12 protein-coding genes, 1 tRNA gene and 1 riboswitch are annotated in these 14,019 nt (G+C 62.5%); of the genes, 1 reads left to right on the top strand and 12 read right to left on the bottom strand.

Going from position 1 to position 14,019, the window contains the following annotated elements; translation table 11 throughout:
- Positions 1–73: 73 nt before the first annotated feature.
- From ACN0SO_RS17400 to ACN0SO_RS17350, 11 genes are all read right to left on the bottom strand, one after another.
- Positions 74–1,135, bottom strand: a complete 1,062-nt coding sequence (locus ACN0SO_RS17400; protein WP_417679993.1) for a helix-turn-helix domain-containing protein — start codon at positions 1,133–1,135, stop codon at positions 74–76.
- A gap of 153 nt (positions 1,136–1,288) precedes the next feature.
- Positions 1,289–1,726, bottom strand: a complete 438-nt coding sequence (locus ACN0SO_RS17395; protein WP_417679992.1) for a protein-tyrosine phosphatase family protein — start codon at positions 1,724–1,726, stop codon at positions 1,289–1,291.
- 168 nt (positions 1,727–1,894) lie between these two features.
- The gene (locus ACN0SO_RS17390; RefSeq protein ID WP_417679991.1) at positions 1,895–2,419 is read right to left on the bottom strand and encodes a hypothetical protein; all 525 of its coding nucleotides are present in this window, start codon (positions 2,417–2,419) and stop codon (positions 1,895–1,897) included.
- 75 nt (positions 2,420–2,494) lie between these two features.
- Complete coding sequence (locus ACN0SO_RS17385; protein ID WP_417680064.1) at positions 2,495–3,946, bottom strand: cobyric acid synthase; 1,452 nt, start codon at positions 3,944–3,946, stop codon at positions 2,495–2,497.
- 29 nt (positions 3,947–3,975) lie between these two features.
- Positions 3,976–4,278: a YrhK family protein gene (locus ACN0SO_RS17380; protein ID WP_417679990.1), complete on the bottom strand. Its 303-nt coding sequence runs from the start codon at positions 4,276–4,278 to the stop codon at positions 3,976–3,978.
- A 24-nt stretch (positions 4,279–4,302) separates the two neighbouring features.
- The gene (gene cobO, locus ACN0SO_RS17375) at positions 4,303–4,995 is read right to left on the bottom strand and encodes a cob(I)yrinic acid a,c-diamide adenosyltransferase (RefSeq protein ID WP_417679989.1); all 693 of its coding nucleotides are present in this window, start codon (positions 4,993–4,995) and stop codon (positions 4,303–4,305) included.
- The gene (gene cobN / locus ACN0SO_RS17370) at positions 4,949–8,701 is read right to left on the bottom strand and encodes a cobaltochelatase subunit CobN (RefSeq protein WP_417679988.1); all 3,753 of its coding nucleotides are present in this window, start codon (positions 8,699–8,701) and stop codon (positions 4,949–4,951) included. The genes cobO and cobN overlap by 47 nt, the downstream gene beginning before the upstream one ends.
- Before the next feature lie 263 nt (positions 8,702–8,964).
- Positions 8,965–10,068, bottom strand: coding sequence for a cobalamin biosynthesis protein CobW (gene cobW, locus ACN0SO_RS17365; RefSeq protein WP_417679987.1), 1,104 nt, complete (start codon positions 10,066–10,068; stop codon positions 8,965–8,967).
- Positions 10,065–10,637 (bottom strand): bifunctional adenosylcobinamide kinase/adenosylcobinamide-phosphate guanylyltransferase, encoded by a 573-nt coding sequence (gene cobU / locus ACN0SO_RS17360; RefSeq protein ID WP_417679986.1) that lies wholly within the window; start codon positions 10,635–10,637, stop codon positions 10,065–10,067. The genes cobW and cobU overlap by 4 nt, the downstream gene beginning before the upstream one ends.
- Positions 10,615–11,367 (bottom strand): CbtA family protein, encoded by a 753-nt coding sequence (locus tag ACN0SO_RS17355; RefSeq protein WP_417679985.1) that lies wholly within the window; start codon positions 11,365–11,367, stop codon positions 10,615–10,617. The genes cobU and ACN0SO_RS17355 overlap by 23 nt, the downstream gene beginning before the upstream one ends.
- Before the next feature lie 26 nt (positions 11,368–11,393).
- The gene (locus ACN0SO_RS17350) at positions 11,394–11,597 is read right to left on the bottom strand and encodes a CbtB domain-containing protein (RefSeq protein ID WP_417679984.1); all 204 of its coding nucleotides are present in this window, start codon (positions 11,595–11,597) and stop codon (positions 11,394–11,396) included.
- 38 nt (positions 11,598–11,635) lie between these two features.
- Positions 11,636–11,866: riboswitch (cobalamin riboswitch) on the bottom strand.
- Positions 11,867–12,164: 298 nt separating this feature from the next.
- On the opposite strand from ACN0SO_RS17350, the gene ACN0SO_RS17345 reads away from it, so the two are divergent.
- A tRNA-Asn gene (locus ACN0SO_RS17345) sits at positions 12,165–12,240 on the top strand.
- A 205-nt stretch (positions 12,241–12,445) separates the two neighbouring features.
- Here the strand turns inward: ACN0SO_RS17345 and ACN0SO_RS17340 are convergent.
- Positions 12,446–13,999, bottom strand: a complete 1,554-nt coding sequence (locus ACN0SO_RS17340; RefSeq protein ID WP_417679983.1) for an SRPBCC family protein — start codon at positions 13,997–13,999, stop codon at positions 12,446–12,448.
- Positions 14,000–14,019 lie beyond the last annotated feature (20 nt).

Genomic DNA, 14,019 nt, shown 5'->3' with positions numbered 1-14,019 from the left:
GAGAGGTTCGCTATCCGATTTCGGCAAAACGACGAGAATTCAGACGTATTCCGCGATCATTCAATAAAAAATGTCAGGCGTCGAGCGTCACCGACGGCATTTCGCCGAACATCCGCTTGTAGTCGCCCGCAAACCGGCCGAGATGGAGAAACCCGAAGCGCATCGCAACCTGCGTGATCGTGGTTTCCCGAGGATCGGACACCGCGAGGACGGCGCGCACACGGTTCAGCCGGCATGCGCGCAGATAGGCAACTGGAGACAGTCCTACATATTCCCGGAAGGCATAGCGCAGCGTCCGCTCCGAGACACCGAGCGCTGTGCAGATATCGACGATGGTGGGCAGTACGTCCGCATTCAGGTGGTCGTCGACGAAGCTTCTCGCCCTGCGCCCGATCTGCAGCGCCCGCACACGTTCGTTGAACGACGGTGCGATGTCTTCATCCGAAACCGCGGCGACCTGCAGGACGGTCTGCATCAGATGACTGCGCAGGACGGCTGGATCCAGGGGCTCTTCGCGCATGGACGCTTCCCGCGCCGTCTTAAGCCAGAGATCAACGGCCTCCTGGAAATCGTTCCGCCGCCGGGTGGTCAGCGGTATGATGCCCGTCGGAGGGCGCTCCCAGAAGACCGGATTGAGGGCCCGGGCCCCGCGCAGGAATTCCTCCTGGCTGAAGCCGACGTAGGCGGTCTCGACACCGGCGGGGATGTGGATGTCGAACTCGGCATTGCCGGGCAGGAAAAACACCGCGTCGGCCTGTCCGCCGCAGTGTTCGGAAACACGGGTCGCCGGCTCCTGCGTACAGATTGAAACGGTGCAGAAGTCGGCGGGTGTGCTGCCGAGTTTCTGGACCGATGTCCGCTGGCCTTCGCGGACGATCTGCATGCTGCCGAGGTCCAGACTGTCGAGCTTTGCAACATTTCGGCCGCCGCTGAGCTGAATGCACTCCATCTCGACCCAGGGCTGTAGCGACGCCTGGCTGGAAGAAGTCTCAACCAGTTCCGCTTGCAGGGCATATCCCTTGCCGGAATCCGGCGCACTTCCGGTCGTTTCTTTCGGAAAGAATGGCGGCACGATGTGCTTTCGGGCAAAGGTTTCCAGTTGGGGGCGCAACTCCCGGATGTCTTGCGATCCCATGGCTCGCAATTGGCATAAAGATTGTCGAAAATCCAGAGATCCGTCAAATCAGCGTGTGGAGGGGTGTTCATACTTGGAGCCGTCTGGTGAAAGTTTGGTCGAAAACACGTTCAGGCTTTCAACCAGGATGAATCCCCTGCTCAAGACCCGCAGCTAACGCCCGGAATGGACTGCGAATTTTCGAATCAGCTCCGCCTGCTCCGCGGTATCCGGGATCGGCACGCCGCGGGCCGAGCTGACCCTGTCAATCGCGTGTTCCGCGGACAGGCCGAACCGGGTCAGGACACAGGCGGCCAGCAATCCGGACCGGCCGATACCCGCGCGACAATGAACGGCGACGGATTTTCCGTCCGTCAGATCCTGAACGATCCCCTCCACCACCGGCACCAGTTCGGCCAAATCCGGGACGCCCCGATCTTCAATCGTGAACCTGAAAAACGTTACACCAAGGCGGAGGCAGGTTTCTTGTTCCCCGGTCAATCCAAGTTCTTCCTGCTCATCGCCGGTCAGCATGGACACGATGTGATCGATCCCTTCCCCGCGCAGTGCGCCGATATCGTCCTCGAGCCATTCGCCAGATGGTTTCGGCATGATGAAAAGACCTCCGGAAGCGTTTACGGGGACGGGATAAAGAGACGGCTTCATGGCACTCTTCTTCTCGATAATTCTTGATTCCGGCACACTTCTGCGATCCCCGTCGCATCGCGTATCCGGGGATGTTTCCGCTCGTGAAGTTGGTTCAGAAACCCGACCGCCCGCTCACTCGCCGGACGTTTCTCCGCTTGGTCGCATACCGATGGTTCGGAGCCGGGCAATCATTTTCGACAAACCGTTCGATCCGATCACAGCCAGAATCCCCAACAGGAACTGGAACAGATTGCTCATGAAGTCCGCCTTGGTCTGGGACGACAAGGACTCGATACCCATGCCCAGGCCGCGCATTTGGTCGAGGGTCACCACGACAGAAACCAAATTTGCCAGGCTTTGAAGCACGAAATAGAGGCCGATCAACGCAATTCCCGCCGATTGAAAATCGGACACCCGAGGGACTTCCCTACCCGGCTCGGTTCTGACATTGAGCCCCAGCAGCACGACCCGCGGGAAACAGAACAGCCCTATCGAAATCAACAGATTGAGGCCAAGCACCAAAACGCTCACCCGCTGAAATCCGTCATACTGTTGGGAAAACACCGAATAAAGCGCTACGGAGAAAAAGTTCAATCCGTTCATGATGAAATAAAAGGCTGCCAGGCGAACGACCACCATGAAAAAGAGAGTGCTCATCTTTGTCGCCCCAGCCGCTTCAATCGATGATTGAATATCAAACCGATCCCAATCGGTCCAGTTTGCGATACACCCTTACCGTGCCCGTGCCATCTCCAGGATCCGCTCCACATCCATCGACGCTTCCAGGTGCATGGCAAGATCGTCCAAAACGGCATCGATGGTTTGCTCATAAGCAAGTTCCGAAGCAACCCCGAAGCCTTTCAGATAGGCCTTGCGGAAGGCATCGGAAGTGAACAGGCCATGGAGATAGGTGCCGGCAACCCGGCCATCCGCCGATTGGGCACCGTCCAGCTTCGGTGTGCCGTCCGCCTCGCGGATATGAAGCAGCGGCCGGGCGCAATCGGGGCCTTCGGTTCGACCGATGTGGATCTCGTAGCCAGCAACCTCCGCGCCGGTGGCGAGGTGCTTGCCTTTTGCCTCCACCAGGGACTTGTCCGCGGTCAGCGCCGTGTCGACGTTCAGGAATCCCAGCCCCTCAAACGTGCCGGGCCGCCCTTCGATGCCTTCGGGATCGGAAATCGTCCTGCCCAGCATCTGATAGCCGCCGCAGATCCCGATGATATGGCCGCCGCGGCGGTGATGGGCCTTGAGATCCACGTCCCAGCCCTGCCTGCGGAAGAAGTCCAGATCGCCGACCGTCGATTTGGAACCCGGCAACAGGACGAGATCCGCATCGCCCGGCAGGGGCTCACCGGGCTGGACAAGCACCAGGGTAACGCCTTCTTCCATGCGAAGCGGATCGAGGTCATCGAAATTGGCGATCCGGGAGATCACCGGTACGGCGATCTTGACCGGGCCGTGTCCTGCGCCATCGCTTAACCCGAGTGCGTCTTCCGCCGGCAGTTTCGAGGCTTGCGAAAACCACGGCACGACCCCGAGCGGCGCCCAGCCTGTCCGGCGCGCGATTTCACTCATGCCGTCGTCGAACAGGCTCGGGTCTCCCCGGAACCGGTTGATGAAGAAGCCTTTGATTCGCGCCCGCTCGGATTCGTCCAGCACTGCATGGGTGCCGACCAGCGAGGCGATCACCCCGCCCCGGTCGATATCGCCGCACAGCACGACCGGAAGATCTGCGGTCTCCGCAAAGCCCATATTGGCGATGTCACCGGCCCTGAGATTGATCTCCGCCGGGCTGCCGGCGCCTTCCACCAGCACCAGATCCGCGCCGGACTCAATTTCTGAAAAACTTTCCAGAACCTTCGGAAGCAATTGCGCTTTCTGCCGTCCGTATTCGCGGGCGCGCAGCGTACCGAAACGTTTGCCTTGAACGATCACCTGGGCCCCGGTATCGGTCTCCGGCTTGAGCAGGATCGGATTCATATGCACCGACAGCGGCACGCGCGCGGCCTGCGCCTGCAGCGCCTGGGCCCGGCCGATCTCGCCACCGTCGGCGGTGACAGCCGCATTGTTCGACATGTTCTGCGGCTTGAACGGCTTGACCTTCAGCCCCCGGTTTGCGAACAGCCGGCACAAGCCGGCAACGATCAGGCTTTTGCCGACATTGGAGCCGGTCCCCTGGATCATGAGCGCAGGGGTTCGGCCGGGGCGGCTACTCACTGCCCGTCTCCGTCTTCGGCGTCCACGCCATAGGGGCGGAATTCCTTCGGTACCGGCAGGCGCGCCAGATGAAGCTCCAGCAACAGCCGGATGGAGGGCCGAACGGCAAAAAGAACGGAGCCGATCACGAAAAACCACGTTCCGGCGTAAATCAGGCTTTCATAAAAGAAGAAGACGCTGCCGATAATGAAAGTAACGGCAGCCAGAAACTCGACCACCGTCCGGCCGATTTCATAGCGTCGAACGATTTCCTCATGGGACCGGGAAGCTTCCCGGAGACCCTGGTTGAAAAGTTTCATATAGCCGTCCCGTTTTTCAGGCTGTTAAAACTCGATGCCTTCCTGGGGTTTCACCCCGGAGCGGAAGGGATGCTTCACCTGGGTCATGTCCGTCACCAGATCGGCGACTTCGATCAGCTCGTCCTTGGCATTGCGCCCGGTGATGACGACATGGACGTCGTCCGGCTTCTCGTTCTTCAGGAAATCGACCACCTCCTCGATCGGCAGGTAGTCGTAACGCAGGACGATATTAAGTTCGTCGCAGAGCACCAGCCGGTACTCGCCGGAGGTGATCATCTCCTTGGCCGCTTCCCAGGCCTGACGGGCCGCATCGATGTCCCGCTGCCGATCCTGGGTTTCCCAGGTAAAGCCTTCGCCCATGCGCTTGACGGTCACCAGATCGGAGAACCGCTCCAGCGCCTTGCGTTCGCCGGTCTCGATCCGCCCCTTGACGAACTGGACGACGCCGACCCTGTGACCGTGACCGAGGGACCGGAACAGCATGCCGAAGCCGGCGGTCGACTTGCCCTTACCCTTGCCGGTATGGACGATGGTCAGCCCCTTCTCGATGGTCTTGGTGGCCATGATCTTGTCGCGCGCCGCCTTTTTCTTGCGCATCTTCTCCGCATGGCGGGCGTTCAGTTCTTCCTCGCTCAGGTCCGGATGCTTGTCGCTCACAGGTTGTTCTCCCTCACCCGATCTGTCGGGTTCTTGATTGAATTTCGGAAAGTCTAGCATGGGTGCTGTTGCGGCGCGGCGTCCACATCCCCCGGTCGATCGCTTCCTGGAACCGGGCGATCATCTCGCTTAAGCCTGCCGGATTGGCGTCTGCAAGAAAGTCCCGCACCTTGTCGTCTTCCAGATAGGTTTCGAACAACTGGTCGAAATGATGATCGCCGACCGCATGGGTGGTCGCGGCAAAGGCGAACAGATAATCCAGCGTGGCAACCATCTCGAAGGCGCCCTTGTAGCCGTGGCGCATGACGCCTGCGATCCATTTCGGATTGGCCGCCCGGCCGCGCACCACCCGGCCGATTTCTTCCGACAGGCTGCGCACCACCGGCCGCTCGGGGCGGGAATGGTCGTTGTGATAGACCTTCGGCGCTTCACCCTTCAGCGTTTCGACCGTCGCCGCCAGCCCGCCTTCGAACTGGTAATAGTCGTCACTGTCGAGCAGGTCGTGTTCCCGGTTATCCTGATTGTGCAGCACCGCGTCGACGGTTGAAAGGCGGCTTTCCAGCTCGCCCCGCGCCGCCGTCCCGGCGGCCCCGCCGCCATAGGCATAGCCGCCCCAGTCGAGAAAGGCGTCCGCGAAATCGCCGCGCTCAGCCCAGATGCCCTCGTCGATCAGCGCCTGCAGACCGGCGCCATAAGCGCCCGGCTTGGAGCCGAACACCCGGAAGCCGGACCGACGACGTGACTCATCGGCATCAAGGCCTTCGCTCTCGAACCTGATTCGATCTCTCAACACCCGAGCCGCAATCGGATTGGCCTCTTCCGGCTCTTCCAGGGCGGCAACAGCGCGCACCGCGCTGTCGAACAGATCGATCTGATGCGGGAAGGCATCGCGGAAGAACCCGGAGACCCGGAGCGTCACATCGATCCGCGGCCGACCGAGGTCTGCAAGCGACTGAATCTCGAAGCCGGAGACCCGGCCGGAGCCTGCCTCCCAGACCGGCCGTGCGCCGATCAACGCCAGTGCCTGGGCGATATCGTCGCCGCCGGTGCGCATATTGGCGGTGCCCCAGCAGGTCAGCACCAGCGCCGTCGGCCACTCGCCCTCTTCCTGGAAGTAACGTTCGGCGACGAGCAACGCGGACTGTTGCCCAAGCCGCCACGCGGTCTCGGTCGGCACCGCACGCACATCCACGGAATAGAAATTCCGGCCTGTCGGCAACACATCGGGACGGCCTCTGGTCGGCGCACCGGACGGCCCGGGCGCGACGAACCCGCCGGCAAACGCCGTTAGCACGGCTTGTGTTTCCGCATGACCCGAGCCGGTGACGGCCGGTTTCAATGACGTTTCGATTTCCTGCAGAACCGCTTTCGTCGCGGCCCAGTCATCGTTGGGAACTGGTTCTCCGCCAACCAGTTTCTGCGCCAGAAGCTCGATCCGTTCCACCGTATCTCCGTTGGACCGCCATGGATCGGCGGAAAGATCTTCCAGAACCGCAGGTCTTGCGCCCGCCCAGGCCGTGGAAAAATCGCAATCGAGAGGGTCGAACCCGTCGAAGCCCAAATCCCTTGCGATCGCACGTTGCAGGCTGTCCTGATGCGGCTCCTTTCCGCGTGGCACACGGGCAAGAGCAACCAGCAGGTCGGTGAGCAACCCGCCGTCCGGGCTCTCGCCCAGAATATGCAGCCCGTCGCGGATCTGAAGTTCCTTCAGGTCGCACAGATGGGCATCGAGCCGGGCAAGGCGTGTCGCCTCGTCCATGTCGGCGGTCAGGCCGATGTCCTTGTCAAGGCCGTGCCGGGCGGCGACGTCCAGAATATCGCGGGTCAGCGCCTTCAACCGGCGCGGATCGACGCCGGAGGCGAGGTAATATTCGTCGAGCAGGGTTTCCAGCTCGCCCGAGACGCCATGGCTTTCGGCGCGGGTCAGCGGCGGCGTCAGGTGATCGACGATGACCGCCGACGTCCGGCGCTTGGCCTGCGCGCCCTCGCCCGGATCGTTGACGATGAAGGGATAGATGTTCGGCACCGGTCCGAGCACGGCCTCCGGATAACAGCCTTCCGACAAGGCCAGCGCCTTGCCCGGCAGCCATTCCAGATTGCCGTGCTTGCCGAGATGAACCACCGCATCGGCGCCGAACACCTCGCGCAGCCAGATGTAAAACGCGAAATAGTGGTGCGGCGGCACCAGGTCCGGGTCGTGATAGGTTTCCTTCGGATCGATATTGTAGCCGCGCGCCGGCTGGATCCCGACCACCTGATTGCCGAACACGTGCAGTGCGAGGCGGAAAGCCCCATCGACCGCATGCGGGTCGTCTGAAGGAGCGCCCCAGCGTTCTCTCACCTGCTCACGCAGACGTGCGGGCAAACGCGAAAACGCGGCTTCGTAGTCAGCCAGACTCAGGCTCTGAAAAACGGTTCGTTCTTCGCGGCCGTTCAGGGCGTTGGTCACGCCGGAGGTCAGCACATCCATCAGTGCCTTCGATGTCGACGGAGCCTCACCGACGTCGTAGCCCGCCTGCCCCATCGCCCGCAGAAGACCGGCACAGGACGCCGGCGTATCGAGACCGACGCCGTTGGCAAGCCGTCCGTCCTTGTTCGGATAATTGGCCAGGATCAGCGCGGCCTTCTTGGTCCCCGCCGGGATATGGGACAGTTTCGCCCAGTTGGCGGCCAGTCCTGCCACGAAGTCGATCCGGTCGGGCACGGGGGTAAAACGCACCGGGGTCGACTGGGTCGCCGCGTCGTGGGTTCCCTCCTCCTTGAAGGAAACGGCACGGCTCAGGATACGGCCATCCACCTCCGGCAGGACCACATGCATGGCGAGATCGCGGATCGACAGGCCCTGGTCGCTCTCCTCCCAGCCTTCCTTCGAGGACGAGGAAAACACCACCTGCAGCACCGGCTTGCCTGGGGCGTCCAGCGGCGTCGTTTCATGAGGCACGCCTGCCTTCGAAACGGCGAAGGCCGTGGCGTTGATCACCACGTCGGGCTTGGCTTCGTCGAACAGGCTGTCCAGCACGGCCGCGGATTCAGCTTCCTTCAGGCTGGAAACGAAGACGGGCAAGGCATTGATCCCGGCCCTGTCGAGCGCAGCCACCAGCGCATCCACCGGCGCGGTCTGCGCGCCCTGCACCAGCGCCCGGTAGAAGGTGATCGCCGCCACCGGCCGGGCCGGATCGGTCCAGGTGCCTTTCAGGGTGTCCAAGTCAGGTGCCGTACGGCCCGGCAGGTAGATCCCCGCCCGCGGCAGGGGCACAGGCGGCAGCGGGTCTTCCGCTTGGCCAGCGAGAAACCCGAGGAACTGAAGCGCGTTTGCGTAATTGCCGCTGCCACCCTCGACGCAATAGCGCCAGAACCGGCGGGCATCTTCCAGCGGCACGGTCGAGCGCGACGCCAGCGCCTCGTCCCACTTGTCGTCGCCCGGAACCAGGACCAGCTTTACGCCCGAGGCGCGCGCCTCCTCTTCCAGCCGCTCGACCCCGTAACGCCAGTACTCGATGCCACCGAGCAGGCGCACCGCCGCCAGCTTCGAGCCGGCAACAGTCTGCTCGGCATAGAGATCGACCGAATAGGGATGACTGAGCGCCATGATGCTTGCCAGCCGCAGGCTCGCCCTGTTTTCATCTAGCCCATGATGAGCAGCGGCAAAGGATCCTAGCTCCGTATCGGCCGCCGACAGGAACAGGATATCGGCCGGCGACTGGCCGAGATCGACCGCATCGCCCCCGTCATCGATCCTGCGGGTCTGGCTGGCGAGAATATGCATTTAATGGTCCTGTCCGGAAAGTTCGGATGCCGGAATAAAAGTCCTGGAATCCATCCACGCAACCTCCCCCCTGGTCGAAGTGGGAGCGGAGATCCGAGGCCTACTCACAGCGCCCCAAACTCTACCATCGTCATCCCGGACGAAGCGGAAGCGGAGATCCGGGACCGGCGAGCCCATGAACCATCGATGGCAATGCGGCTCTCCGGTCCCGGCTCGCGCTACGCTTGGCCCGGATGACGATTGAGAAGTATGGGGAACCTGCCTCATGCGGCTTCTGCGATACCTCCAAGCAGCCCCCTGACCGCTTCCAGATCCAGCCCCTTCAACCCGATCACCACCAGCTTGCCGGCGCTCTCGGCGCCTGCGGCAAACCAGGTCTCCACCCGCGGGCCGACCGCCTGCACCATGGCGGGCGCGGCCTTGCCGTCGATGGCAACGGCGCCCTTGATGCGCAGTACCCCCTTCAGCGCCATTGCCTCCAGCACCCGGGCTTCGACATCCTTCAGGCTGGCAAAACCGGCAACCGGCAGCACATGGCTTTCGAAATCGTCGTGATGATGATGGTCATGATGGTGGTGATCATGATGGTGTTGATCATGATCGTCGTGGTCATCATGGTCATCGTGATCGTTGTGATGATGATGGTGCTCGTGCCGGTTATGAATATCGTCCTCCGCCGCCGAGCCCCGGCCCAGAAGCACCTCGATCGGCAGCGTGCCCTTTTCCGACGCCACAACGTGCACGTTGGGACGCACATCCGCGCCAATCTTTTTCTGAATGTCTGCAAGCGCCTCTTCGGAAATCAGGTCCGCCTTGTTGAGCACGACCAGATCGGCACAGGCGAGCTGGTCGTGGAACAGCTCCTCAACCGGACTGTCGTGATCGAGCGCCTCATCGGCGGCCCGCTGGGCCGCAAGCGCCTCCTCGTCGAGCGCGATTCGCCCCTCGGCAAGCGCAGCGGCATCGAGTACGGTGACCACGCCGTCGACCGTCACCTTCGGCTTGACGCTCGGCCAGGAAAAAGCCCTGACCAGCGGCTGCGGCAGGGCCAGTCCGGATGTCTCGATGACGATATGCTCCGGCGGCTCGGCGCGGGCGAGAAGCATTTCCATGGTCGGCAGGAAATCGTCGGCCACCGTGCAGCAGATACAGCCGTTGGTCAGTTCGACCACTTCCTCGGCCGCGCAATCGGGATCGGCGCAGCCGTTGACCAGCGAGCCGTCGAAGCCCATGTCGCCGAACTCGTTGACGATCAGGGCGATCTTCTTGCCCGCCGCGTTCTGCAACAGGTTGCGGATCAGGGTCGTCTTGCCGGCGCCGAGAAAGCCGGTCACGATGGTCGCAGGAATTTTCTGTCCGGGTTTCATAGGGTTATATCCGGTTGTTGATTCGGTTTGAGAAGGAGTGGCTGACCGGCGGCGACGAAAATCACCTTGCCGCAAACCGCCGCCATATCCTGATTGAGGCGCCCCTGGGCGTCGCGGAACTCCCGCGACAGGCGGTTTTCGGGAACAATGCCCATGCCAACCTCGTTGGAGACGAAAACACAGGGGCCTGCAAGAGTGGAGACCGCGTTACACAAGCGCGCGCTTTCGCTGGCCAGATCCTTGTCCGCCATCATCAGATTGTTGAGCCACAGCGTCAGGCAGTCAACGAGCAACACCGTGTCGGCTTTGCCTTCCCGCGCGAGAACCCCGGCGAGATCCGTCTGTTCCTCCACCGTGCGCCAGCCCGCGCCGCGCCGGTCCCGATGCGCCGCGATACGCTTTTCCATTTCACCGTCGAAGGCGGTGCCGGTCGCCACATAGACCCGAGAGAGATCCGAGCGGATTGCCAGATCCTCAGCGAACCGGCTCTTGCCCGACCGGGCACCGCCAAGAACGAGGGTGCCGTATGTATGCTTCCCGGACACTCTACGCCCCGACCGAACTGCCATCGGGTTCTCCCCGCGTCCACAGGAGCGCGGCAACGGAGCCAAGCACGGCCCAGAAGACAAGAGAGGCGCCAAGCGAAACGGATGCGAATTCCGCAGCCAGTTCCGCCGGCGCGTCCGACACGTATCCGCCCGCTTCCGGCGCACCGATGATATGGGGGATCGCGATCAGGACAACAGACGCGGCGACCCAGAGCCGGTTGCGGGCAAAGACGAGCCCTGCAATTCCGACCGCCGTCGCGATTGCCGTTCCCGCCCACCAGACCTGCCGGGACAGAAGATCCGCCGCCGCACTTCCGGGAAGTTCCGGCGGCAAGCCCATGGCTGGAGCGAGTACGAACGAGACGAAGCCCGCCAGTCCCCAGGCAAGCCCTGCCCGTGGCGAAATCGCGTCGCCCTTCAAGGCCATCGCGGAGACAAGCAGCAGACCGTAGCCGACACCGAGCAAGACCGCGGTCAGCGCCGTATAGGCCATGCGTTCCAAACCGTCCTCCGGCGCCCAGGCCTGCATGGTTTCCGCGTCACCGTGCACCAGCCAAAGCTGCGCATCGCCCACAGCATCGCTTTTCAGGACGGAAGGGACGACCTGCGCATACTGCGGCCCGCCGAGGGACGCTTCATAGTGCTCCGCATGAAGAATGAGAGGTGTCGTCAGGAAGACCTGCAACACGGCAAAGACCACGCCCGCGGCACATCCCGCACCGAGGGCTGGCCACATAATCCGGCCGAACATCCGAGTTATTCAGAGAGGTTCCCTGCTCAGTGGCAGGGAAAGCCTGTCGCATGACGCGTGTCATGAGCCGCATTGTGCAGGGTGTCGGAATGGGCGAACCCCACACCAAAAATCACGAATGCACCCAGAAGCGCCGTGGTCAGGATCACCGGCAGGGCCGCGGCCCGGTCAGCCACATTGGCGGCCTGTACGGATGCAGCAGTCGCAGCCGGCTTGGAAAAAGTCTTCATGTTCGTTCTCCCTGCCGTCCACCCGACGGCTTTTCGAGTATCATCAGTCCGTGTCCGGCCGGTTTCCTGGCTTGCGGGTCCTCGTTCTCGCCGCGCCTTCCCGGAAGACTGACGTCTGACCAGTGGCACAAAGGCGACGGAACTCACCGCTTACAGTTGCGGGGGCAGCTAGGGATTTGAGACCTCTGCTTGAGTCGTCCCGCACCCTATTCCCGTTTGATCCCCATAGGCTTTGCCCATCTCGGGGAACCGTGACGTTTTGACCTTAACCTTTTATTCCCCGGCAAACAAGGAGCAGACGCGCGCCTCGCGCCGGAAAGAAACCGCCATGCCTCGCCCCGCAGGGAGTGCCCCTGGACCACCGATCAAAAGTGCCGGTTACAGACGGCCTGCGAACAGCCGGCTTAATAGTTAGCCCCTTGTAAAGACGAAAGTTTTCCACACCGGGCGGGGTTGCCCCCTGTTTTCGGCAAAAATATCTTCACAGAGGGCTTGGCAAATGCCCAAAGGCTTTGATATACGCATCCCCACTGACGCGGCGGACGCAAGTTCGCTGCCCGGTGGTGATCCCCAGTAGCTCAGTTGGTAGAGCAAGCGACTGTTAATCGCTGGGTCGCTGGTTCGAGTCCGGCCTGGGGAGCCACCCGCCCTTCCTGAAAATCGCAGAATTTCAGCTGCTCGCCCTCAGTGTGAGTGGCGGGATTGAGGATCTTGTCCGGACGGCAATATGTTCCGGATTTGGGTGGGACACTCCGGTTCAGAAACCCGATATCGGGCGCGGCGCGCAATTGCACGGCGATGCGGACGATCAGTCCCGCCAGACTCATTCTTCGAGAATTTCAGGGCTTTCAAACCTCGAGTACGATCGCTCCTGTCGTGCGTCCCGCTTCGAGTTCGCGGTGGACCTCGGCGACATTTTCAAGCGGTGCGATCTGCGGCTCAGGAATTGTCAGGAAGCCCCGGCCGAGCGCTTCGAAAAGCCGCTCCGCCTGCAGGGTCATCATCGCCCGGTCGGCAATGTAGTGGCTGTAATTGGGACGCGACAGGGTCAGGGACTTGCTCGCCATCGGTCCGATTTCGCGGGAGCCGATGTCGCCGGAGGCCTGGCCGAAAGAAACGAGATGACCACGGATGGCAAGGGCCGCGACCGAGGCATCGAAACTGTCGCGGCCGATGGCATCGTAAATGACATCCGCGCCACGCCCATCCGTCAACTGCCGGACCCGGTCGATGAACTCCTGTCCACGGCCGATGATCACCTCTTCCGCGCCATTGGATTGGGCGACCCTCGCTTTCTCATGATCCGACACCGTACCGATCACCCGCGCGCCCAGGGCGGCCGCCCATTGGGTGATCAGGGTTCCGACGCCGCCTGCCGCGGCGTGGACGACGACCCACTCTCCGCGCGCGACGGCATGAACATCGTGCAGCAGGAAGCCGGCGGTCACGCCCTTGAGCAGGCCGGCGGCCGCATGGGCGGTATCGAGCCAGTCCGGAATGCGCACCACAAGATCGGCGTCCATCGTCCGGACGGAGGCATAGGCCCCGGTCGGCGGGCAGGCATAGGCTACGCGATCACCCACAGCGAGATGGGAAACGCTCGGACCGACGCTTTCGACGACACCGGCGGCTTCCATGCCCGGAACGCCCGGCAGCGGCACCAGGTCGAAATAGCCGGTGCGGCAGTAGATATCGATGAAATTGACCCCGATGTGAGCCTGCCGGATGCGAACCTCACCGGAACCTGGTTGAGGCACATCGATCTCGCGCAGGGAAAGGACCTCCGGACCGCCATATTGCTTCATCACCACCGCACGCGCCCGCAGACTTCCGGTGCTGCGGACATTCGGCTCTGCCGTGGTCTGCACGCTCCGCGTTTCGGCGCGATCATGAGCGGGCGTATAGGGGCGCTGGTTTTCCGGAGCCCGGGCGACGCGCAGGACCCCTTCTCCACCGCCTTCCGGTCCCTCCCGCAATCGCCGTTCAAGCGCGCGCATGCCGGCACGGTAGATGTCGTTCGCGACCAGGGCGGTCAGTTCCCGCGCGCGCCCCGCCGGCGGGTTGAACTCGCTTTCCCACTGCCAGAACGTGGCGCCGGTATCGGTCACCGGCTTGAGGCGGATGGTCGCCACATAGTCGTAGAGCGGCAACGGGGATTCGATCAGGCAGTAGCTGAGTTCGTGGGCATCGTCATCGAGGCTCAGAAGCTGTTCGCGCAGAAAACCGCCATCCGTCAGCGTGAAGGCGCGCACGGCTCCGACACTGTCCGCGGGCAGGCCGTTTTCGATCTCGCTTTCGGCAATCGCCGGATGCCAGTCCCAATGGCTGTTGAAATCCCTCAACCAGCGCCAGACCTCCTCGATCGGGACGTCGACGATCGCACTCTCACAGACGCGTGCCACGACCATCCCCTGCAAGATGA

Source organism: Roseibium sp. (assembly GCF_048260565.1).
Lineage (GTDB): Bacteria > Pseudomonadota > Alphaproteobacteria > Rhizobiales > Stappiaceae > Roseibium.
This window is presented reverse-complemented; position numbering and strand designations above follow the sequence as displayed.